18 protein-coding genes, 5 tRNA genes and 1 pseudogene are annotated in these 21,202 nt (G+C 56.9%); 5 read left to right on the top strand and 19 right to left on the bottom strand.

Going from position 1 to position 21,202, the window contains the following annotated elements; all coding sequences use genetic code 11:
* Positions 1 to 106 precede the first annotated feature (106 nt).
* From O1722_RS05375 to leuA, 5 genes are all read left to right on the top strand, one after another.
* Positions 107 to 1,291 carry an MFS transporter gene (locus O1722_RS05375; RefSeq protein WP_033487554.1) on the top strand — a complete coding sequence of 395 codons (1,185 nt, stop codon included), beginning with the start codon at positions 107 to 109 and terminating at the stop codon, positions 1,289 to 1,291.
* A gap of 314 nt (positions 1,292 to 1,605) precedes the next feature.
* On the top strand, positions 1,606 to 2,136 hold the full coding sequence (emrR, locus tag O1722_RS05370; RefSeq protein ID WP_017694792.1) for a multidrug efflux transporter EmrAB transcriptional repressor EmrR: 531 nt from the start codon (positions 1,606 to 1,608) through the stop codon (positions 2,134 to 2,136).
* Between the two features lie 130 nt (positions 2,137 to 2,266).
* Positions 2,267 to 3,439, top strand: a complete 1,173-nt coding sequence (gene emrA, locus O1722_RS05365) for a multidrug efflux MFS transporter periplasmic adaptor subunit EmrA (RefSeq protein WP_017382776.1) — start codon at positions 2,267 to 2,269, stop codon at positions 3,437 to 3,439.
* 16 nt (positions 3,440 to 3,455) lie between these two features.
* Positions 3,456 to 5,003, top strand: a complete 1,548-nt coding sequence (gene emrB / locus O1722_RS05360; protein ID WP_006811709.1) for a multidrug efflux MFS transporter permease subunit EmrB — start codon at positions 3,456 to 3,458, stop codon at positions 5,001 to 5,003.
* Between the two features lie 185 nt (positions 5,004 to 5,188).
* On the top strand, positions 5,189 to 6,844 hold the full coding sequence (gene leuA / locus O1722_RS05355; protein ID WP_032654746.1) for a 2-isopropylmalate synthase: 1,656 nt from the start codon (positions 5,189 to 5,191) through the stop codon (positions 6,842 to 6,844).
* On the opposite strand, the gene O1722_RS05350 is transcribed toward leuA, so the two are convergent.
* From O1722_RS05350 to mltB, 19 genes and pseudogenes are all read right to left on the bottom strand, one after another.
* Positions 6,831 to 7,595 (bottom strand): AraC family transcriptional regulator, encoded by a 765-nt coding sequence (locus O1722_RS05350; RefSeq protein WP_003862181.1) that lies wholly within the window; start codon positions 7,593 to 7,595, stop codon positions 6,831 to 6,833. The two genes, leuA and O1722_RS05350, sit on opposite strands and share 14 nt — an antisense overlap.
* Positions 7,596 to 7,648: 53 nt before the next feature.
* Complete coding sequence (luxS, locus tag O1722_RS05345; RefSeq protein WP_017382778.1) at positions 7,649 to 8,164, bottom strand: S-ribosylhomocysteine lyase; 516 nt, start codon at positions 8,162 to 8,164, stop codon at positions 7,649 to 7,651.
* A gap of 152 nt (positions 8,165 to 8,316) precedes the next feature.
* Positions 8,317 to 9,861, bottom strand: coding sequence for a glutamate--cysteine ligase (gene gshA / locus O1722_RS05340; protein ID WP_033487556.1), 1,545 nt, complete (start codon positions 9,859 to 9,861; stop codon positions 8,317 to 8,319).
* Positions 9,862 to 9,944: 83 nt separating this feature from the next.
* Positions 9,945 to 10,373: a YqaA family protein gene (locus O1722_RS05335; protein ID WP_017692791.1), complete on the bottom strand. Its 429-nt coding sequence runs from the start codon at positions 10,371 to 10,373 to the stop codon at positions 9,945 to 9,947.
* Positions 10,370 to 10,936, bottom strand: coding sequence for a fructose-1-phosphate/6-phosphogluconate phosphatase (yqaB, locus tag O1722_RS05330; RefSeq protein ID WP_015571665.1), 567 nt, complete (start codon positions 10,934 to 10,936; stop codon positions 10,370 to 10,372). Before yqaB ends, O1722_RS05335 begins: the two co-directional genes overlap by 4 nt.
* A gap of 117 nt (positions 10,937 to 11,053) precedes the next feature.
* Positions 11,054 to 11,130: transfer RNA gene (locus tag O1722_RS05325), tRNA-Arg, on the bottom strand.
* A gap of 29 nt (positions 11,131 to 11,159) precedes the next feature.
* Positions 11,160 to 11,236, bottom strand: a tRNA-Arg gene (locus O1722_RS05320).
* A 29-nt stretch (positions 11,237 to 11,265) separates the two neighbouring features.
* Positions 11,266 to 11,342, bottom strand: a tRNA-Arg gene (locus O1722_RS05315).
* Positions 11,343 to 11,406: 64 nt separating this feature from the next.
* Positions 11,407 to 11,483 (bottom strand) — tRNA-Arg (locus O1722_RS05310).
* 4 nt (positions 11,484 to 11,487) lie between these two features.
* Positions 11,488 to 11,580: transfer RNA gene (locus tag O1722_RS05305), tRNA-Ser, on the bottom strand.
* Positions 11,581 to 11,922: 342 nt separating this feature from the next.
* Positions 11,923 to 12,108: a carbon storage regulator CsrA gene (gene csrA, locus O1722_RS05300; protein WP_000906486.1), complete on the bottom strand. Its 186-nt coding sequence runs from the start codon at positions 12,106 to 12,108 to the stop codon at positions 11,923 to 11,925.
* Positions 12,109 to 12,349: 241 nt separating this feature from the next.
* A pseudogene (alaS, locus tag O1722_RS05295) lies at positions 12,350 to 14,903 on the bottom strand (alanine--tRNA ligase).
* Between the two features lie 131 nt (positions 14,904 to 15,034).
* A complete protein-coding gene (gene recX, locus O1722_RS05290) occupies positions 15,035 to 15,535 on the bottom strand; it encodes a recombination regulator RecX (RefSeq protein ID WP_017382782.1) in 501 nt (166 codons plus the stop codon).
* A 68-nt stretch (positions 15,536 to 15,603) separates the two neighbouring features.
* Positions 15,604 to 16,662 carry a recombinase RecA gene (gene recA, locus O1722_RS05285; protein ID WP_015571667.1) on the bottom strand — a complete coding sequence of 353 codons (1,059 nt, stop codon included), beginning with the start codon at positions 16,660 to 16,662 and terminating at the stop codon, positions 15,604 to 15,606.
* Positions 16,663 to 16,751: 89 nt separating this feature from the next.
* Positions 16,752 to 17,249 carry a nicotinamide-nucleotide amidase gene (pncC, locus tag O1722_RS05280; RefSeq protein WP_003862172.1) on the bottom strand — a complete coding sequence of 166 codons (498 nt, stop codon included), beginning with the start codon at positions 17,247 to 17,249 and terminating at the stop codon, positions 16,752 to 16,754.
* A 130-nt stretch (positions 17,250 to 17,379) separates the two neighbouring features.
* A complete protein-coding gene (locus O1722_RS05275; protein ID WP_022649141.1) occupies positions 17,380 to 18,258 on the bottom strand; it encodes a metal ABC transporter substrate-binding protein in 879 nt (292 codons plus the stop codon).
* 14 nt (positions 18,259 to 18,272) lie between these two features.
* Positions 18,273 to 19,133 carry a metal ABC transporter permease gene (locus O1722_RS05270; protein WP_015571669.1) on the bottom strand — a complete coding sequence of 287 codons (861 nt, stop codon included), beginning with the start codon at positions 19,131 to 19,133 and terminating at the stop codon, positions 18,273 to 18,275.
* Complete coding sequence (locus O1722_RS05265; protein WP_033487571.1) at positions 19,130 to 19,783, bottom strand: metal ABC transporter ATP-binding protein; 654 nt, start codon at positions 19,781 to 19,783, stop codon at positions 19,130 to 19,132. The genes O1722_RS05270 and O1722_RS05265 overlap by 4 nt, the downstream gene beginning before the upstream one ends.
* 312 nt (positions 19,784 to 20,095) lie before the next feature.
* Positions 20,096 to 21,196 carry a lytic murein transglycosylase B gene (mltB, locus tag O1722_RS05260; RefSeq protein WP_015571672.1) on the bottom strand — a complete coding sequence of 367 codons (1,101 nt, stop codon included), beginning with the start codon at positions 21,194 to 21,196 and terminating at the stop codon, positions 20,096 to 20,098.
* Between the last annotated feature and the right edge of the window lie 6 nt (positions 21,197 to 21,202).

Raw genomic sequence — 21,202 nt, 5'->3', positions numbered from 1 at the left:
CAACCTTAACCGCACAATCCACCACGTAACAATTCCCCAACATTCACCATCATTGGTTATTATGTTTCCGGAAAAATAATCACTTAACTCACGATTCCTGAAACTAATGACAAAAACAACTCAAGGGCTTAGCCCCGCACTCATCCTTTTAATGTCCGTGGCAACGGGTCTGGCCGTCGCCAGCAACTATTACGCACAACCACTGCTCGACACCATCGCACGCGCCTTCGATCTTTCAGCCAGCTCCGCCGGGTTTATTGTCACCGCCGCACAGCTCGGCTATGCGGCCGGGCTGCTGTTCCTGGTGCCATTAGGCGATATGTTTGAGCGCCGGATGCTTATCGTCTCCATGACACTGCTGGCGGCGGGCGGGATGTTGATCACCGCCAGCAGCCAGTCGTTAACGATGATGATTATCGGCACCGCGCTGACGGGGCTGTTCTCGGTGGTGGCGCAAATTCTGGTTCCCCTCGCCGCGACGCTGGCTTCCCCGGAAAAACGCGGCAAAGTGGTCGGCACTATCATGAGCGGCCTGCTGCTGGGCATCCTGCTGGCGCGAACCGTTGCCGGGCTGCTGGCGAGCCTCGGCGGCTGGCGCACCGTTTACTGGGTGGCGAGCGTGCTGATGGTTATCATGGCGCTGGCTCTGTGGCGCGGCCTGCCAAGGGTGAAGCAGGAAAATCACCTGAACTATCCGCAACTCCTCGCCTCCGTTTTCAGCCTCTTCACCCGGGATAAACTCCTGCGCACGCGCGCCGTTCTGGGGTGTCTCACCTTCGCTAACTTCAGCATCTTATGGACGTCGATGGCGTTTCTGCTCGCCGCGCCGCCGTTTAACTACTCAGAAGGCGTGATTGGCCTGTTCGGGCTGGCAGGCGCGGCTGGCGCACTGGGCGCGCGCCCGGCGGGTGGGCTGGCCGACAAAGGCAAATCTCATATGACCACCTCCGCAGGGCTGGTTTTACTCCTGCTCTCCTGGGCGGCCATCTGGTACGGACACGTCTCCGTGCTGGCGCTGATTGTCGGTATTCTGGTGCTCGACCTCACCGTGCAGGGTGTACATATCACCAACCAGACCGTGATTTACCGCGTGAAGCCGGATGCCCGTAACCGTCTGACGGCCGGGTACATGACCAGCTACTTTATCGGCGGCGCGGCGGGCTCGCTCATCTCAGCCTCCGCCTGGCAGCACGCGGGCTGGACGGGCGTATGCGCCATCGGCGCCATCGTCGCGGCGATAAATCTGCTGGTATGGTGGCGCGGCTATCACCGTCAGGAAGCAATTCACTAAGTTTTACATTGCTTTGGGCCCCCTGGGGTGTAAAGGGGGCCTGCATCTGTTAAGGTAACGGTAATCATTTATCCCAGAAATTTTACTGTGGGTGACATATTTACTACCGGCATGAATAGTTCAGACCCCTGTCCTCACATCCCCTCTTTCGCGGGTACACACCCCACGCTCTCTGTGCTCACCGGGTCACGGATTTACCCGGCGCTTTCTGATGGTGACATACGTTTGGCGGATATAACCGCACAAATAATTCATTTACATTATTTGTCACTGTCGTTACTATATCGGCTGTAATTAATGAGGTTATGCCCAAAATGGATAGTTCGTTTACGCCCATTGAACAAATGCTTAAGTTCCGCGCCAGTCGTCATGAGGACTTCCCGTATCAGGAAATCCTGCTGACCCGCCTGTGCATGCACATGCAGGGTAAGCTGCTGGAAAATCGTAACAAGATGCTGAAAGCGCAGGGGATTAACGAGACGTTGTTTATGGCGTTGATTACGCTGGAGTCTCAGGAAAATCACAGCATTCAGCCGTCGGAACTGAGCTGTGCGCTGGGGTCATCCCGTACCAATGCGACGCGTATCGCGGATGAACTGGAAAAGCGCGGCTGGATTGAACGCCGTGAAAGCGATAACGATCGCCGCTGCCTGCATCTGCAACTGACCGAGAAAGGTCACGAATTCTTGCGCGAAGTGCTGCCACCGCAGCACAACTGCCTGCACCAGCTCTGGTCTGCCCTCAGCACCGCCGAGCGCGACCAGCTTGAGCACATTACTCGCAAGCTGCTCACCCGTCTGGACCAGATGGATGAAGACGGCGTCATCCTTGAGGCGCTGCGCTAACGCGACGATCCGCTCAACATTCCAGATTGCTAAAAAGAAAAACTGACAGGCCAGCACGTGAAACTGCTGGCCTTTCTGACAACAGGTCGGCTCAGCCGATGTGAAAATAAAAAGATCGTGGAGAACAACAATGAGCGCAAATGCGGAGAACACCCTCCCGCAGCAACCGGCCAACAAAAAGGGCAAACGTAAGAGCGCCCTTATTCTGCTGACCTTGCTCTTTATTATTATTGCCGTGGCATATGGGATCTATTGGTTTTTAGTCTTGCGTCATGTTGAAGAGACAGACGATGCATACGTGGCAGGGAATCAGGTTCAAATCATGGCCCAGGTGTCAGGCAGCGTGACGAAAGTCTGGGCTGATAACACCGACTTTGTGAAAAAAGGCGATGTGCTGGTCACGCTCGACCCGACCGACGCCCAACAGGCGTTTGAAAAAGCACAGACGGCGCTGGCCTCCAGCGTTCGCCAGACCCGCCAGCTGATGATCAACAGCAAGCAGCTTCAGGCCAATATCGACGTGCAGAAAACGGCCCTGGCTCAGGCGCAGAGCGACCTCAATCGTCGTGTTCCTCTCGGCACCGCCAACCTGATTGGCCGTGAAGAGTTGCAGCACGCCCGCGATGCGGTGGCCAGCGCACAGGCGCAGCTGGACGTGGCGATCCAACAGTACAACGCCAACCAGGCGATGGTGTTGGGCACCTCTCTGGAAAACCAGCCAGCGGTGAAACAGGCGGCGACCGAAGTGCGTAACGCATGGCTTGCCCTGCAACGTACCAAAATCGTCAGCCCGATGACCGGCTACGTTTCCCGTCGTTCCGTACAGCCTGGGGCGCAGATTAGCACCACCACGCCGCTGATGGCGGTCGTTCCGGCGAACAATCTGTGGGTCGATGCGAACTTCAAAGAGACCCAGCTGGCGCATATGCGTATCGGCCAGACCGCGACCGTGGTCAGCGATATTTACGGCGATGACGTCAAGTACACCGGAAAAGTGGTCGGTCTGGACATGGGGACCGGCAGCGCGTTCAGCCTGCTGCCTGCACAGAACGCCACCGGCAACTGGATCAAAGTGGTACAGCGCTTGCCTGTGCGTATCGAGCTGGATCCTAAGCAGCTGGCAGACCATCCGCTGCGAATTGGCCTTTCCACGCTGGTGACGGTCGATACCGCTAACCGCGACGGTCAGATCCTCGCAAGCCAGGTGCGCAGTACGCCAGCTTATGAAAGTAACGCCCGTGAAATTAGCCTCGATCCGGTCAATAAGCTGATCGATGACATCGTGAAGGCAAACGCCGGTTAAGCCGAAGGTGAGCGTTATGCAACAGCAAAAGCCGCAAAAACCGCTGGAGGGGGCGCAGCTGGTCATTATGACCATTGCGCTGTCGCTGGCGACATTCATGCAGGTGCTGGACTCCACCATCGCAAACGTGGCGATCCCTACGATCGCCGGGAACCTTGGCTCATCGCTGAGCCAGGGGACCTGGGTCATTACCTCGTTCGGGGTGGCGAACGCCATCTCCATTCCCATCACCGGCTGGCTGGCGAAGCGCGTCGGTGAAGTGAAGCTGTTCCTCTGGTCGACGATCCTGTTCGTGCTGGCCTCCTGGGCCTGCGGCATGTCCAGCAGCCTGACGATGCTGATTTTCTTCCGCGTCATCCAGGGGATTGTCGCCGGGCCGTTGATTCCGCTGTCGCAGAGTTTGCTGCTGAACAACTATCCGCCCGCCAAGCGCTCCATCGCGCTCGCGCTGTGGTCGATGACGGTGATCGTCGCCCCAATTTGCGGGCCAATCCTCGGCGGCTATATCAGCGATAACTATCACTGGGGCTGGATCTTCTTCATCAACGTGCCCATCGGTGCGCTGGTGGTGCTGATGACGCTACAGTCTCTGCGTGGTCGCGAAACGCGGACCGAACAGCGGCGGATCGACGGCATCGGGCTGGCTCTGCTGGTTGTCGGCATCGGCAGCCTGCAAATCATGCTCGACCGCGGCAAAGAGCTGGACTGGTTTGCCTCTACGGAAATCATTGTGCTGACGGTGGTCGCCGTGGTGGCCATCAGCTTCCTGATTGTCTGGGAGCTGACGGACGATAATCCGATAGTCGACCTCTCGCTGTTTAAATCGCGAAACTTCACCATCGGCTGCCTCTGTATCAGCCTCGCCTATATGCTCTACTTCGGCGCGATTGTTCTGCTGCCGCAGCTGTTGCAGGAGGTGTACGGCTATACCGCAACCTGGGCGGGGCTGGCCTCCGCGCCGGTGGGGTTAATTCCGGTTCTGCTGTCGCCGATTATTGGCCGTTTCGCCCATAAGCTCGACATGCGCAGGCTGGTGACGTTCAGCTTCATCATGTACGCCGTGTGCTTCTACTGGCGCGCGTATACGTTTGAACCGGGAATGGACTTTGGCGCCTCCGCGTGGCCGCAGTTTATTCAGGGCTTCGCCGTAGCGTGCTTCTTTATGCCGCTGACCACCATTACGCTTTCCGGCTTACCGCCTGAGCGGATGGCGGCGGCATCGAGCCTGTCGAACTTCACCCGTACGCTGGCGGGCTCCATCGGGACTTCGATCACCACCACGCTGTGGACCAACCGGGAATCGATGCACCATGCTCAACTCACCGAAGCGGTGAACCCGTTCAACCCTAACGCTCAGCAGATGTATAGCCAGCTTGAGGGGATGGGGATGACGGAGCAGCAGGCGTCCGGCTGGCTTGCCCAGCAGATCACCAACCAGGGGCTGATTATCTCGGCAAACGAGATTTTCTGGATATCGGCGGGGATCTTCATCGTCCTGCTGGGGCTGGTGTGGTTTGCCAAACCACCGTTTGGGGCCGGTAGCGGGGGCGGTGGGGCGCACTAGCCCTGTGCACGGGTTGCCGGGTGGCGGCTACGCCTTACCCGGCCTACGATCGTAGGCCCGGTAAGCGCAGCGCCACCGGGCAACAATCGCCCCCCTTGTCCAAAACGCGACAGCGATTGTCAGTTCCGATAAAGCAGCGCGCCTGAAATCGATTCACGATAGTGAAAAGACAACAGGAGCGCACCATGCTGAACACACCCGCCGACAAATACCAGCCTTACCCCACCCTTTCGTTGCCCGACCGCCGCTGGCCGGAGCAGATTATTACCCGCGCCCCGCGCTGGCTCTCGACCGACTTACGCGACGGTAACCAGGCGCTGGCCGAGCCGATGGACAGCGCGCGCAAGCTGCAATTCTGGGATCTGCTGCTGAGCTGCGGGTTTAAAGAAATCGAAGTCGCCTTCCCGTCCGCCTCGCAGACGGACTTCAATTTTGTGCGTCAGTTGATTGAGGAGAACCGCATCCCGGATGACGTCACCATTCAGGTGTTAACGCAGGCGCGGGACGATCTTATCCGTCGCACTTTCGACTCCCTGCGCGGCGCGAAGCAGGCCACCGTTCACCTGTATAACGCCACCGCCCCGCTGTTCCGCCGTCTGGTATTCGGCATGGAGAAAGCGCAAATCGTCGAGCTGGCGACGCGCGCGACGCGCCTGATTCGTCAGCTGTGTGAAGAGAACCCTGACACCTGCTGGCAGTACGAGTACTCCCCGGAAACCTTCTGCTTTACCGAACCGGAGTTTGCGCTGGAGATTTGTGAAGCCGTGGCGGAGATCTGGCAGCCGTGCGCGGCGCGTCCGATGATCGTCAACCTGCCCGCTACCGTCGAGGTGAGCACGCCGAACGTCTATGCCGACCAGATCGAGTATTTCTGCCGCCACTTCAGCCGCCGCAGTGACGTCTGTATCAGCGTGCACCCGCATAACGATCGCGGTACCGGCGTCGCCAGCGCAGAGCTGGCCGTCATGGCCGGGGCTGACCGCGTGGAGGGCTGCCTGTTTGGTAACGGTGAGCGCACGGGCAACGTCTGCCTGGTGACGCTGGCGATGAACCTCTACAGCCAGGGCATTAGCCCGAATCTGGATTTCAGTGATATGAATCGGGTGGTTGAAACGGTAGAAACCTGCAACCAGCTGCCCGTCCATCCGCGCCATCCGTGGGCGGGTCGTCTGGCTTACACCGCCTTCTCCGGCTCGCACCAGGATGCCATCAAGAAAGGTTTCGATGCCCGTAAGCCTGGCGAACGCTGGGAGATGCCCTATCTGCCCGTCGACCCGCAGGATATTGGCTGTACCTATGAAGCGGTGATCCGCGTGAACAGCCAGTCAGGAAAAAGCGGAAGCGCCTGGCTTATTGAGCAAAACCACGGCCTGAAATTGCCTCGCGCCCTGCAACAGGATTTTAGCCAGCACGTGCAGCAGGAAACGGATAACCATGGAAAAGAGATGACGCAGAATGCGCTCTGGCAGCTGTTCCGCGCCCGCTACGGCCTGGTGGCGAGCCCGCCATTAGCGCTGCAATCGTACCGCAGCGACAGCCAGCAGGACGGCCAGCTGCGGCTGACGGCAAGCGTCGCCACGCAAGGGGGCACCCGCCAGCTGGAAGGCCAGGGAAACGGTTTGCTCTCCGCCGCCGCTCACGGCTTAAGCCGCTGGATCAACGCACCGTTTGTGATCAAGGATTATCACGAACATACGTTAGGCGAACGCAGCGACAGCCGCTCGGTGGCCTATATCCGCTGCCTGTTCCAGGATGGGACCAGCCGCTGGGGCGTGGGCATCGACAGCGACGTGGCACGCGCGTCGATTCAGGCGCTTTTTAACGCAGTCAGTCGTTCCTGAAGTAATCGCTGGGTGAGAGACCCATTACCCGGCGAAACATTGCCGTAAAGGCGCTGTGGCTGCCATACCCCAAATCCAGCGCCACGCGTAATACCGGCTGGCCCTGCGCCAGCCGCACTAAGGCTTCCAGCAGTCGCGCCCTTCTCACCCACTCGCCGTAGCTCAGGCCTGTCTGCTGCTGAAAATGGCGGTTCAGCGTGCGTTCGCTCATCCCCACAATACCTGCGGCCTGGGCGCTGCTCCAGCTTTCTCCCGGGGCCATTCGAATCTGCTGGCAGAGGTGGCGCAGCGCTTCGCTTTCCGGCTCGGGCAGGTGAAACGGCAGTACCGGCATGAGGCGAATTTCATCGAGGATCAGCTCATAAACACGTTCATCGCGGCTTCCGGGTGCGTAAGATTCAGGAAGCGTAAGGGAGGTCAGGATCAGCTCGCGCAGCAGGGGCGAGATCTGCACGATCTGGCAGGTCGCCGGAAGATCGGCGCGCGCCAGCGGGTCGATAAACAGCGTGCGGGCAGCAACGTTGCCGGTGATGCGCAAGGCGTGCTGCGTACCCGCAGGTAGCCAGACGCCGCGACCGGGCGGCACCACCCAGCAGCCGGATGCGGTATCGACCCGCACGACGCCGGTGAGGCTGTGCAGGAGCTGCGCGCAGTCGTGCTGATGCCACGGTTCGCTGTCGCCATGAGCATAATCATGCGAAAACGGCACAAGCGGGCGATGGGTAAAGGAGAAGGTGGTGGTTGTCGTCATCAGGATTGTAGGCCCGGTCAGCGAAGCGCCACCGGGCATCCACAGGCACGATACTAAATGTGCAGTTCCTGAAGTTTTTCTTTTGGCAGGGCCAGCTCGTCATTGCTGTTTACACGAACATCACGTTCGATGATATGACGGGCAATCTCCTGAGCTTCTTCCAGAGAGTGCATCTGGTAAGTGCCGCACTGGTAAACGTTCAGCTCAGGGATCTGGTTCTGCTCTTTCACCTTCAGCACGTCTTCCATCGCCGCTTTCCACGCATCCGCGACGCGTTTCTCATCAGGCTGACCAATCAGGCTCATGTAGAAACCTGTGCGGCAGCCCATCGGAGAGATATCGATGATCTCCACGCCGTTGCCGTTCAGGTGGTCGCGCATGAATCCGGCGAACAGGTGTTCCAGCGTGTGAATGCCTTTCTCTGGCATCACTTCTTTATTGGGCACGCAGAAGCGCAGGTCGAAAACGGTGATCGTGTCGCCGTGCGGCGTGTTCATGGTCTTCGCCACGCGGACTGCTGGTGCTTCCATACGGGTATGGTCGACAGTAAAGCTATCTAATAACGGCATACGTCACCTCCGATAGTGATTTTTTTAAAATAAACTGAACTCTTCTACAGAATGCGCGTCTGAGTATATGAAAGACGCGCATTTGTTATCATCATCCCTGAATTCAGAGATGTATATTTTGGCCACAGCGATGTGGCCTTTTTCTTTTTGGTTCAGGCCTGCTTCGCCAGAAACGCCTCAAACGACTCCGTATCCGCCGCTTCGACCTCTTTCTGACGCACAACGGACGCATCACGCTCTGCCACAAAATCCGCTTCGCTCAGGATCTCTAACGGCTCCTGCATCAGCATCTCACGGTACGCCGCTGAGAGTGAACGCCCTGTGCCACCAATTCCCTGCTCAATCATAGAACGCAGAATACGTGCTGAGAATGTCAGTTCCGGGTTATCAAAGCTTTCAACCAGTTCGTCGCAGACCTTCTGGTAAGCTTCGCCGCCGTACACGCTGTCCAGCGTCTGGGCTACGCGCTTCAGGTCATGGAACAGATCCTTCCCTACCTTAGACAGTGGGAACTGAGCCGTTTCACAGCCAATACCTAACGTCAGACCCGGCTTGCGCCCTTCCAGAATCACGCGATTCCAGTTGGCACGGGTACACAGCAGTTCGTCGGAACTCATTTCCGGCGCATCCGCCAGTACGCACCAGACCATAAACAGGTCAAGGAAGCGAACCTGCTGTTCGTCAACGCCAATCGGTGAGAACGGGTTGATATCCAGCGAGCGCACTTCAATGTATTCGATCCCGCCGCGCTGTAGCGCATCCGACGGCGTTTCACCGCTGCGCGTTACGCGCTTCGGACGAATAGGCGCATACAGCTCGTTTTCAATCTGCAATACGTTGGTGTTAATTTGCAGGCGCTTACCGTCTTTTTCGAGGCCGATTTTTTCGTACTCTTCCGACGGGGTTTTTATCGCCCGCTTCAAGCCTGCCACATATTCGTGCAGATCGTTAAACGTAATTCCGAGATTACTTTGCGATTTATTGGTATAGCCAAGGTCGCTCAGGCGCAGGGAGGTCGCATACGGCAGGTAATACATGCCACATTCGGTCTTCTCGAACGGCAGCGTGGTCGGTTTCCCTTGCAGGAACGAAGAACAGACGGCCGGTGACGCGCCGAACAGATACGGAATAACCCAGCCAAAGCGGTAGTAGTTGCGGATCAGGCGGAAATAGCCCGCGGAGATCGCTTCTTTATCCGTTTCACCGCACTTCGCCTGCCAGAACGCCATCGGCAGAGAGAAATTGTAGTGCACGCCAGAGATCGTCTGCATCAGTGCGCCGTAGCGATTTTTCAGTCCTTCGCGATACAGTGTTTTCAGCCGACCAATATTCGAGGTGCCGTACTGCGCCAGCTCGATATCCTGCCCCTGCTCGATATAGCACGGCATGCTGAGCGGCCACATACGCTCGTCGCCGAGGTTGCGGGCGGTGAAGCGATGCACGTCGCGCATGATCGTCAGCATATGATCAATATCACCGTCTACTGGCGTGATGAACTCCAGCAGCGCTTCGGCGAAATCGGTTGTGATCCATTTATGTGTCAGCGCCGAGCCTAACGCCTTCGGGTGTCCCGTAGTCGCTAAGCTACCATCCGCATTTACGCGCAGCGTTTCGCGCTCAAGCCCACGCTGAATACCCTTCAGTGCCTGAGGGTGATTTTCCAGCCAGGCCAGCGCCTGTGATACGTCCGGGATCAATTTGACCTCCCGCCTGTCAAAAAATTGTCACTCAGCATAATTGTAATGGTTGACGATTGAAGGTCGCGAATTCATTCCACCAATTAGTGCCACCACGTCATACCCTGTAGTGTTACCCATGCCAGTAAAACATAGCGTAACGCCTTGCCAAGGCACAAAAAAAAGAGCACCGGTCCCCAGGAAATGCGCATCCATCCCGCCAGCAGACACAGTAAATCGCCTATTACAGGCATCCAGCTTAATAACAGCGTGGCAGCGCCATAGCGTTTTAGCCAGCCGACTGCCTTTTCCTGCCAGCGAGATTTTTCGCGTAGCGGAAAGAAACGTCCAAGAATAACGTTAGTCAGCCCTCCAAGGCTATTACCCATTGTTGCTATTAAGACCAGCAACCAGGGCTGACTTACGCCGGACAACAGCATCGCCACCAGCACCACTTCCGAATTCCCCGGTAAGAGGGTGGAGCTTAAAAAACTGCTGGCGAATAATGAAGCGAGTGACAGCGCGTCACTCACAGTAAGCGAACATCCACCGCCGCCATTCCGGCATCACGCGCGGCCTGAATGCCAAAATCAGCATCTTCAAACACCACGCATTTTGCAGGTGGAACACCCATTAATTCTGCACAGAGCAGGAAGGTATCCGGTGCGGGTTTGTGATGTTTAACATGATCGGCGGCAACGACGGCAGAAAAATAGTGGCGCAGGCCAAGGTGGTTGAGTAGCGCTTCAGCAATCGCGCTCTCGCTGCCCGTGCCGACAGACATAGGACGACGCCCGTGCCACTCCTTGACGACGTCAATGAGTGGTAAAGGCTGCACGGTGTCTAACAGTATGGCTTTTACCGCGTCGGTTTTTTCACGCGCGAGCTGATGCGGGTCGAGATCGGCCTGATTCAGCTCAATCACGGCCTGTGCGATACGCCAGGTGGGCGATCCATTGAGGGCAATCATCGCCTGTAAATCGAAACGCATACCGTAACGGCCCAGGACTTCGGTCCAGGCCTGACGATGCGTGGGTTCGGTATCCAGGAGGGTGCCGTCCATGTCGAAGATCAAACCGTCATACTGTGCGTACATCGTGCTCTCGCTAAACGATTAACAAAGCATTACTTTATCGTAAAAGGGGATTTTTGTCGCTGACAGAGAGAGTGATTGCTGACGAAACGTCGAAGGAATAAACAAAGGGGGAGAATATGGTGCATCCGGGAGGATTCGAACCTCCGACCGCTCGGTTCGTAGCCGAGTACTCTATCCAGCTGAGCTACGGATGCATCGGGGAAATGCTTTTAGAAACAGTAAATGGTGCATCCGGGAGGATTCGAACCTCCGACCGCTCGGTTCGTAGCCGAGTACTCTATCCAGCTGAGCTACGGATGCATCAGGGAACTGCTTTCAGAAATAGTAAATGGTGCATCCGGGAGGATTCGAACCTCCGACCGCTCGGTTCGTAGCCGAGTACTCTATCCAGCTGAGCTACGGATGCATCGGGATTTACTACTGTACTGCTCGATATTCATATCACTTCGAAAGCAATATGAAGTAATAGATGGTGCATCCGGGAGGATTCGAACCTCCGACCGCTCGGTTCGTAGCCGAGTACTCTATCCAGCTGAGCTACGGATGCAAAATGGCGGTGAGGCGGGGATTCGAACCCCGGATGCAGCTTTTGACCGCATACTCCCTTAGCAGGGGAGCGCCTTCAGCCTCTCGGCCACCTCACCACACAACGCCTCTTTCAAGTGCTTCGAGCAACTCGTTAAGAGCTTCTCGTCGCTGCGTGGCGCATATATTACTTTCTGGGACTTATAAGTCAAACAATTTTCCACATGCTTTTTTCGTTTGCACAATTCGCACCCAATTCGCATGTAAAAGCCGCAAAGAGAGTGTTTTATAAGCGGATTTTGCAGGCATCTTCACAGAATTGTGTTGAGAGAAGCGCGTCTTTTGGATGAGATAAGATTATGAGAGTGGTCAAAAACGAAGCGTTTGAAATAGAACGGTAACTTTATGCAGGAAAAATAGCAGGAGGGTTGCGTCTCGCCCGACAGCGAGACGCGACAATATCAGTAACTGGACTGCTGGGATTTTTCAGCCTGGATACGCTGGTAGATCTCTTCACGGTGGACAGATACTTCTTTAGGAGCGTTAACACCAATACGTACCTGGTTACCCTTTACCCCTAAAACTGTCACGGTGACCTCATCCCCAATCATGAGGGTCTCACCAACTCGACGAGTCAGAATCAGCATTCTTTGCTCCTTGAAAGATTAAAAGAGTCGGGTCTCTTGTATCCCGGCATTATCCATCATATAACGCCAAAAAGTAAGCGATGACAAACACGTAAAGTGTAAGCAGTCACGGCATCACATTCTGTTAAACGTAAGTTTAGCCGATATACACAAACTCAACCTGACTTTATCGTTATCGATAGCGCAGTGAGCAAGACGCCATAACGTTACCGCTATGGCGTCTGCTTGTGCTTTGTAGTTATTACAGTTTCGCGCTTACCCAGCTTTCAACGCTGGCTAATGCCGCGGGAAGTGCCGCCGCATCCGTACCACCGGCTTGCGCCATGTCCGGACGACCGCCACCTTTGCCACCCACCTGCTGGGCGACCATGCCAATCAGTTCCCCTGCTTTAACACGATCCGTCACATCCTTAGAGACGCCCGCAATCAGAGAAACCTTACCCTCTGCGACCGTTGCCAGCACAACCTTACCCTCTGCGACCGTTGCCAGCACGATAACCGTCGAACCAAGCTGGTTCTTCAGATCGTCGACCATGGTACGCAGCATCTTAGGCTCAACGCCCGCCAGATCGCTGACCAGCAGTTTGACGCCCTTAATGTCTACCGCTTTGCTGGAGAGGTTTGCGCTCTCCTGCGCCGCAGCCTGTTCTTTCAGCTGCTGGAGTTCTTTTTCCAGCTGACGGGTACGATCCAGCGCGACACGCACTTTTTCGCCCAGGTTCTGACTATCGCCTTTCAGCAGCTGCGCGATCTCGTGCAGCTGGTCGCTCTGCGCATGCAGGCTGGCAATCGCGCCTTCCCCGGTCACCGCCTCAATACGACGCACGCCTGCCGCCGTCCCCGACTCGGAAACGATGCGGAACAAGCCGATGTCACCGGTGCGGGATGCGTGAGTACCGCCACACAGTTCGGTAGAGAAGTCGCCCATGCTCAGCACGCGAACGCGGTCGTCATATTTCTCGCCAAACAGCGCCATCGCACCTTTCTTCTTCGCTGCCTCGAGATCCATGATGTGGGTTTCGATTGGCAGGTTACGGCGGATCTGGGCATTCACCAGGTCTTCCACCGCACGAATTTCAGACGGCTTCATCGCTTCAAAATGCGAGAAGTCGAAACGCAGCACTTTGTCATTAACCAGAGAACCTTTCTGTGCAACGTGCGTACCCAGCACTTCGCGCAGGGCTGCGTGCATCAGGTGGGTTGCCGAGTGGTTCAGACGAATGCGCGCGCGGCGAGCCTCGTCAACGTTGGCCTGAACGCCCTCGCCCACTTTCAGAGAGCCGGAAACCAGTTTGCCCTGGTGACCAATTGCCTGACCGTATTTCTGGGTATCGCTTACGCTGAAGCTGAAGCCATTGCCTTTCAGTTCGCCTTTATCGCCAACCTGGCCGCCCGATTCCGCATAGAACGGCGTTTTATCCAGGATAACAACCGCTTCCTGGCCCGCGCTAATGCTGTCTACGGCTTTACCGTCAACAAACAGCGCGGTCACGTTGCTGGTCAGGGCCAGCTCTTCGTAGCCTTTAAATTCAGACGCGCTATCAACGCGGATCATCGCGTTGTAGTCCGCGCCAAAACCGCTGGATTCACGCGCACGACGACGCTGTTCTTCCATTGCGGCTTCAAAGCCTGCTTCGTCAACTTTGATGTTGCGCTCGCGGCAAACGTCCGCGGTCAGGTCAACCGGGAAGCCGTAGGTGTCGTACAGGCGGAAAGCGGTTTCGCCATCCAGCGTGTCGCCCTTGAGTTTCGCCAGCTCGTCGTCCAGCAGCGCCAGACCGCGTTCCAGCGTACGGGCAAACTGCTCTTCTTCGGTTTTCAGAACCTGTTCAACCTGCGCCTGCTGGCGTTTCAGCTCGTCACCGGCAGAGCCCATCACGCCAATCAGTGGCCCAACGAGTTTATAGAAGAAGGTGTCCTTCGCGCCCAGCATGTTGCCATGGCGGATCGCACGACGAATGATACGACGCAGCACATAGCCACGGTTTTCATTCGACGGGATAACGCCGTCAGCAATCAGGAACGCACAGGAACGAATATGGTCTGCGATAACGCGCAGTGATTTGTTGCTCAGATCGGTTGCGCCCGTTACCTCAGCAACGGCTTTGATCAGGGTGCTGAACAGGTCAATCTCATAGTTGGAGTTAACGTGTTGCAGAACGGCCGCGATACGCTCAAGGCCCATACCGGTATCTACGGACGGTTTTGGCAGCGGCTCCATGGTGCCGTCGGCCTGACGGTTGAACTGCATGAAGACGATGTTCCAGATCTCAATGTAGCGATCGCCATCTTCTTCCGCGCTTCCCGGAGGGCCGCCCCAGATGTGGTCGCCATGATCGTAGAAGATCTCGGTGCACGGACCGCAAGGGCCGGTGTCGCCCTTCGTCATCGGTCTCATACACGGTCACCCACAGACGCTCTTTCGGCAGATTGAACCAGTTTTCACCGGTCAGCAGTTCCCACGCGTATTGAATGGCGTCGTGTTTGAAATAGTCGCCGAAGCTGAAGTTACCCAGCATTTCGAAGAAGGTGTGGTGGCGCGCGGTGTAACCGACGTTTTCCAGATCGTTGTGTTTACCGCCCGCACGCACGCAACGCTGTGAGGTTGTGGCGCGGGAATAATTACGCTTGTCGAGACCAAGGAACACATCCTTGAACTGGTTCATCCCGGCGTTGGTAAACAGCAGAGTCGGGTCATTGTTCGGTACCAGGGAGCTGCTGGCAACAACCTGGTGTCCCTTACTATGGAAAAAATCGAGAAACGCCTGACGGATCTCAGCGGTGCTCTTGCTCATAATTATCCTGAAATCAAGCTAACGAAATGTCGCAGCAGATCTGTATCTGTAAACAGTTGGACGGACCAGCTACTGGAAAAAGTGGGAATAAGATAAGTTTTCTTTAGTGGGAAGTAAAATCCCGCATGCGTTCAATCGGTAAAATTACGCCAGATATCCTGAATATCTTCCATCAGGAAGCCGCGGTAGAGCAAAAAGCGCTGGATTTTAACTTTTTCTGAAAATTCACGCGGCAGCGGCTCACCGTACTTTCGTACCGCCTGCTCACGCGCCAGTTCGCACCAGTCAATTTCACTTTCGCGCATGGCTTTTTCAATCGATTCACGGGCTACCCCTTTCTGGTTCAGCTCCTGGCGGATACGCGCTGGCCCATAGCCTTTACGACCACGGCTGGCAAGAAAGCGAGCGGCAAAACGGCCGTCATCCAGATAGTGATGCTCGTAGCACCAGGCAACCACGCGGTCATAATCTTCCGCGGTGGCATCAATGTCTTCCGGACCGTTTTTGCTCATGACGGGCGCTGACAGTTTCCGCCGCAGCTCCTGTTCGCTATGGTCACGCACGGCAAGAATACGCACGGCCCGATCCAGCAAGCGTGAGTAGGCTGGTCGGCGTGATGTCGGTTCACTCATAAAAAACCTGTCGATTCAGAAATGCAAAAAGGGCCGCATCAGCAGCCCTTCATTTTTATCCGAGAGGATTAAAAGTCTTCGTTGGTTTCTTCAGCATCCGCGCCGTCGACCACGAAATCAGGTTTAGAGTCCTGGTTGTTCAGCAGGAGTTCACGCACCTTCTTCTCAATCTCTTTCGCCGCCGCCGGGTTCTCTTTCAGCCATGAGATAGCATTCGCTTTACCCTGACCAATCTTGTCACCGTTGTAGCTGTACCATGCGCCCGCTTTTTCAATCAGCTTCTCTTTCACGCCCAGGTCAACCAGCTCGCCGAGGAAGTTGATACCTTCGCCGTAGAGGATCTGGAACTCAGCCTGTTTGAACGGTGCTGCGATTTTGTTCTTCACAACCTTCACGCGGGTTTCGCTACCGACTACGTTATCCCCCTCTTTCACCGCGCCGATACGGCGGATATCCAGACGGACAGAAGCGTAGAATTTCAGAGCGTTACCGCCGGTGGTAGTTTCCGGGTTACCGAACATTACACCAATTTTCATACGGATCTGGTTGATGAAGATCAGCAGCGTATTGGACTGCTTCAGGTTACCCGCCAGCTTACGCATCGCCTGGCTCATCATACGTGCCGCGAGGCCCATGTGAGAGTCACCGATTTCACCTTCAATTTCCGCTTTTGGCGTCAGCGCCGCAACGGAGTCGACGATGATCACGTCAACCGCGCCTGAGCGCGCCAGCGCGTCACAAATTTCCAGTGCCTGCTCGCCGGTGTCCGGCTGGGAGCACAGCAGGTTGTCGATATCAACGCCCAGTTTACGGGCATAGACCGGGTCCAGCGCGTGCTCGGCATCGATAAACGCACAGGTTTTACCTTCGCGCTGTGCCGCCGCAACAACCTGCAACGTCAGGGTAGTTTTACCCGAGGATTCCGGACCGTAGATTTCTACGATACGGCCCATCGGCAAACCGCCAGCGCCCAGTGCGATATCAAGAGAAAGCGAACCAGTGGAGATAGTTTCCACATCCATGGAACGGTCTTCACCCAGGCGCATGATGGAGCCTTTACCGAATTGCTTTTCGATCTGGCCCAGTGCTGCCGCCAACGCTTTCTGTTTGTTTTCGTCGATAGCCATTATTACTCCTGTCATGCCGGGAGAAGCAACTGCGCTTCACCATGGACTTCTGTTCTGTTGAGGCAATTATACTGTATAGTCATACAGTATCAAGTATTTTGTAGAAATTGTTGCCAGAGCGTTTTTAACGCGTATTCCGTTGCCTGACGACGCACGCTTTCGCGGTCGCCGCTGAAGCATTCCCGGCGGGTGATCCCTTCACCTTTTGAGGTGGCAAAGCCAAACCAGACGGTGCCGACAGGCTTCACGTCGCTGCCGCCGTCCGGCCCCGCGATACCGCTGATGGAGATAGCGTAATCTGCGCGCGCCTCTTTCAGCGCGCCAATCGCCATCTCGATCACCACCGGCTCGCTGACCGCGCCATGCTGCTCAAGCGTGGCTTCACGCACGCCGATCATCTGCGCTTTCGCCTCGTTACTGTAGGTCACAAAGCCGCGTTCAAACCAGGCGGAACTGCCAGCAATATCGGTAATTGCTTTCGCCACCCAGCCGCCGGTGCAGGATTCTGCGGTCGTGAGAGTCGCGCCGCGCTGTTTCAGCGCCAGCCCCACCACTTCGCTTAGCTGCATCAATTCATGGTCAGTCATTCTCGCTCCAGGCCTTAGAAAAACATGCAGCACAAGATAGCACTTTCTCATCAAATATGGGGATGCGCGTCGGGTTTTACGAGGGGGCTTCAGAAAAAAGCCGATGCGGACGCATCGGCCAGAGAGACGCTTATTTCATGCTGTTAGCGAGGGTGTCCACATTGTGGCGAAACGCCTTGACGTAGGTGTCCGCCACGCCGCCCTTCGCGGACAGCGCTTCCGGGTAAAGTTCACCACCCGGCTGGGCGCCCGTGGCGGTCGCAATCTGCTTCACCAGGCGTGGGTCAAGCTGGTTTTCCATAAACCAGGTTTTCACGCCGTCAGCTTTAATCTGATTGATGATCTCCGCTACCTGCGCCGCGCTGGCTTCACTCTCAGACGACAGCCCCTGCGGCGCCATAAACGTCACGCCGTAGGCGCGGCTGAAATAGCCGAAGGCGTCGTGGCTGGTCAGCACTTTGCGCTTCGCCTGTGGGATGTCGCTGAAACGCTTTTTAGCCCAACCGTCCAGCTGAGAGAGCTGCGCAATATAGGGTTTACCGGTAGCTTCAAGCGCCGCCGTATCTTCAGGATCGGCCTTCACCAGCCCTGAGAGAATATTTTGCGCATACAGCGCGCCGTTCGCCGCGCTGTTCCACGCGTGCGGATCGGTCACGGTTTTACCGTCCTCTTCCAGCGTGTGCGTTTTCACGCCGTCCGAAGCAACCACCAGCTGGCCTTTGAATCCGGAGGCTTTCACCAGACGGTCGAGCCAGCCCTCCAGCCCCAGCCCATTGACCACCACCACGTCAGCTTTACTCAGCGCCGCGCTGTCTTTGGGCGAGGGTTCGAAAGTATGGGGATCACCGTCCGGCCCCACCAGCGTCGTCACCTTCACACGATCGCCGCCAACCTGCTGCGTGATGTCTCCCAGGATGGAAAAGCTGGTCACCACATTAAGCGTTTTCGCCATTACGCCGTGCGTCATCATGCCGAGCGCGAGCGCCACGGCTAATCCTGTACGTTTCATCGTTTCCCCTTGCGTTAAAAAAGCGCCCGCAGGCTATCCGCCAGCCTGCTGCGCGTGCCAAATAAAACTGAAATAAAGAACAATGCGCTGGCGGTCAGCACAATGGAGGGCCCGGCGGGCAGACTCACTGCCCAGGAAAGGCTTAAGCCCAGCCACGCGCAAAAAATACCGCTGATACCCGCCATCAAAAGTAACCCTGGCAATGTGCGCACCCAGCAGCGTGCCGCCACGGCGGGTAACATCATCAGCCCGACGGCCATCAGCGTGCCGAGCACCTGAAAACCGGCTACCAGGTTGAGCACCAGCAGCGCCAGAAACAGACCGTGTAACATCCCGGGCAGCCAGCGCGCGTTCACCTGCAACCACGCGGTATCAAACGCTTCGCTGACCAGCCCCCGATAAAAAATCGCCAGCGTGAGGAGCGTGAACATGCAAACGCCCGTCACGAACAGGGCTGACGCGCTATCCACGGCGAGAATGGAGCCAAACAGAAGATGAAGCAGATCGACATTTGAACCGCGCAGCGACACCAGCGTGACGCCCAGCGCCAGCGAGCCCAGGTAAAACCCCGCGAAGCTGGCATCCTCTTTAAGCGGCGTGCGGCGGCTGACCAGCCCGGCCACCAGCGCAACGGCGATCCCGGCAATAAACCCGCCGACAGTCATTGCCAGCAGCGACATCCCGCTGAGCAGATAGCCCACCGCGACACCCGGCAAAATGGCGTGAGAAAGGGCGTCCCCCATCAGGCTCATCCGACGCAGTTGAAGAAATACGCCCAGCGCAGTGGTGCTGACGGAGAGCGCCAGGCAAACCACCAGCGCGCGCCGCATAAAGCCGTACTCAATAAACGGCTGGAAGAAGAGATGCCAGATCATGCCACCCTCACCCGCTCGGTTTTCCAGTGCGGCGTATCAGCATCCAGCCGCAGCGTTTGTGGGAAGTGGCGCGAGACGCGTTCGCTGTCGTGCAGTACCGCCAGCAGGGTCTGCCCCTGCATATACATCTCCAGCATCAGATCCATCAGCACGTTGCAGGTCGCTTCATCGACGCCGGTGAAAGGCTCATCCAGCATCACCAGCGGCGCCTGCTGCACCAAAACGCGGGCAAACAGCATGCGCTGAAACTGGCCGCCGGAAAGTTCATCAATGGTGGAGAGCGCCATGGACTCCAGCCCCACGCGCTCCAGCGCGCCAGCAATGCGCATGCGGGTATCCCGACGAAAACCGGCAAACAGAGAAATTGCTGGCCAGCAGCCCATACTCACCACGTCCTGCACGGTCAGAGGAAATTGCGCCTCCAGCGCGTGACGCTGCGCCAGCCAGCCCACCACCGGACGTCTCCCCTGCCAGCGAAACGTACCGCTGACGGGCGGAATAAAGCCGGCGAGCGTTTTCAGCAGCGTGGATTTGCCGCAGCCGTTGGCCCCGACGATAGCGGTCATGCTCCCGCGTTCAATCACGCCGGACAGCGCGCGCGTAACGGGCTGACGTTCGTAACCCGCCACCAGGTCGTTCATCACGATCATGGCAACGCCACCGCCCAGCGCACGGCCAGGCCGAGAAACAGAATGAGCACCAGCGCCAGCAGCAGCCGAACCGGGGATGAGAGCGAAAACAGGGACATGGATATCTCAATTCAAAAATAATGTTATAACATAACAATAATGAAAGTCGATTAAGATGTAAACGGTGGGAGTGAAATGGGAGTGTGGCGAAATGTTTCTGCAAAATTCCCCTCTCCCGTGGGAGAGGGTCAGGGTGAGGGCATCAGGCCGCACCGTGCATGCAGCCATGCCGGGTGGCGGCGTTGCCTTACCCGGCCTACCCGTCAGGGTAACTTACTGGCTAAACGGTGACGCTGCCGGCACACGCGCCTGAGACACCGCCAGCCCCAGCTGCCACACCGCCATCGCATAGTGCGTGCTGTGGTTGTAGCGGGTAATGGTGTAGAAGTTAGGCAGCCCGAACCAGTACTGATAACCGGTTCCGACATCCAGGCGCAGCAGGCTCACCTGGTCAACATTGCCCAGCGGCTGCGACGGCGTTAAGCCTGCCGCTGCCAGCTGCGCCACGCTGTATTTGGTTTTAAATCCGTTTTCCAGACCAAACGCCTCGCCGTTCGCCTGCACCGCCACCTGGCCGCCCGGCGTCCAGCCATGCGCTTTGAAGTAGTTGGCCACGCTGCCAATGGCGTCTTCGGGATCCCACAGGTTGATGTGACCATCCCCGTTAAAATCTACCGCGTACTGCTTATAGGAGGACGGCATAAACTGGCCGTAGCCCATTGCCCCGGCGAACGACCCTTTCAGATCGAGCGGATCGTCCTGTTCGTCTCGCGCCATCAGCAGGAAGGTTTCCAGCTCGGAAGAGAAATACTCGGCGCGGCGCGGGTAGTTGAAGGAGAGCGTCGCCAGCGCATCAAGGATGCGGGTTTTACCCATAATGCGTCCCCAGCGGGTCTCGACCCCAATAATACCGACGATGATCTCCGGCGGCACGCCATAGACCTGCCACGCACGGTTCAGGGCGTCTTCATACTGATTCCAGAACACCACGCCATTCTGCACGTTGTCCGGGGTAATAAACTGTTTGCGATAGCGCAGCCACGCGCCGTTTGGCCCGGTCGGCACCTGGGCTGTCGGCGCCTGCCTGTCCATCAGGCGCAGCACGTAGTCCAGACGCTTCGCCTGAGACAAAATGGCATGCAGCTGCTGGCGGTCAAAACCGTGCTTGCTCACCATTTTATCGATGAACTGTTCGGCCGCAGGGTTATTCGCGAAGTCGCCGCCCATCTGCATCATATTGTGCTGCGGCTCCAGCAGGAATCCTCCGGAAGGCGCGCCCGCCGTTGGCTGAGCGGCTTCGGTCTTGGGTTTGCTACTACAGGCGGACAGGAGAATAAGCGCAGGCAACAGCGCTGCATAACGACGCTTGAACATGTGGCA

This window comes from Enterobacter cloacae complex sp. HYC003_NIDB, assembly GCF_056673375.1.
The sequence above is the reverse complement of the archived record's forward strand: the minus strand, read 5'-3'. Positions and strand labels throughout refer to the sequence as shown.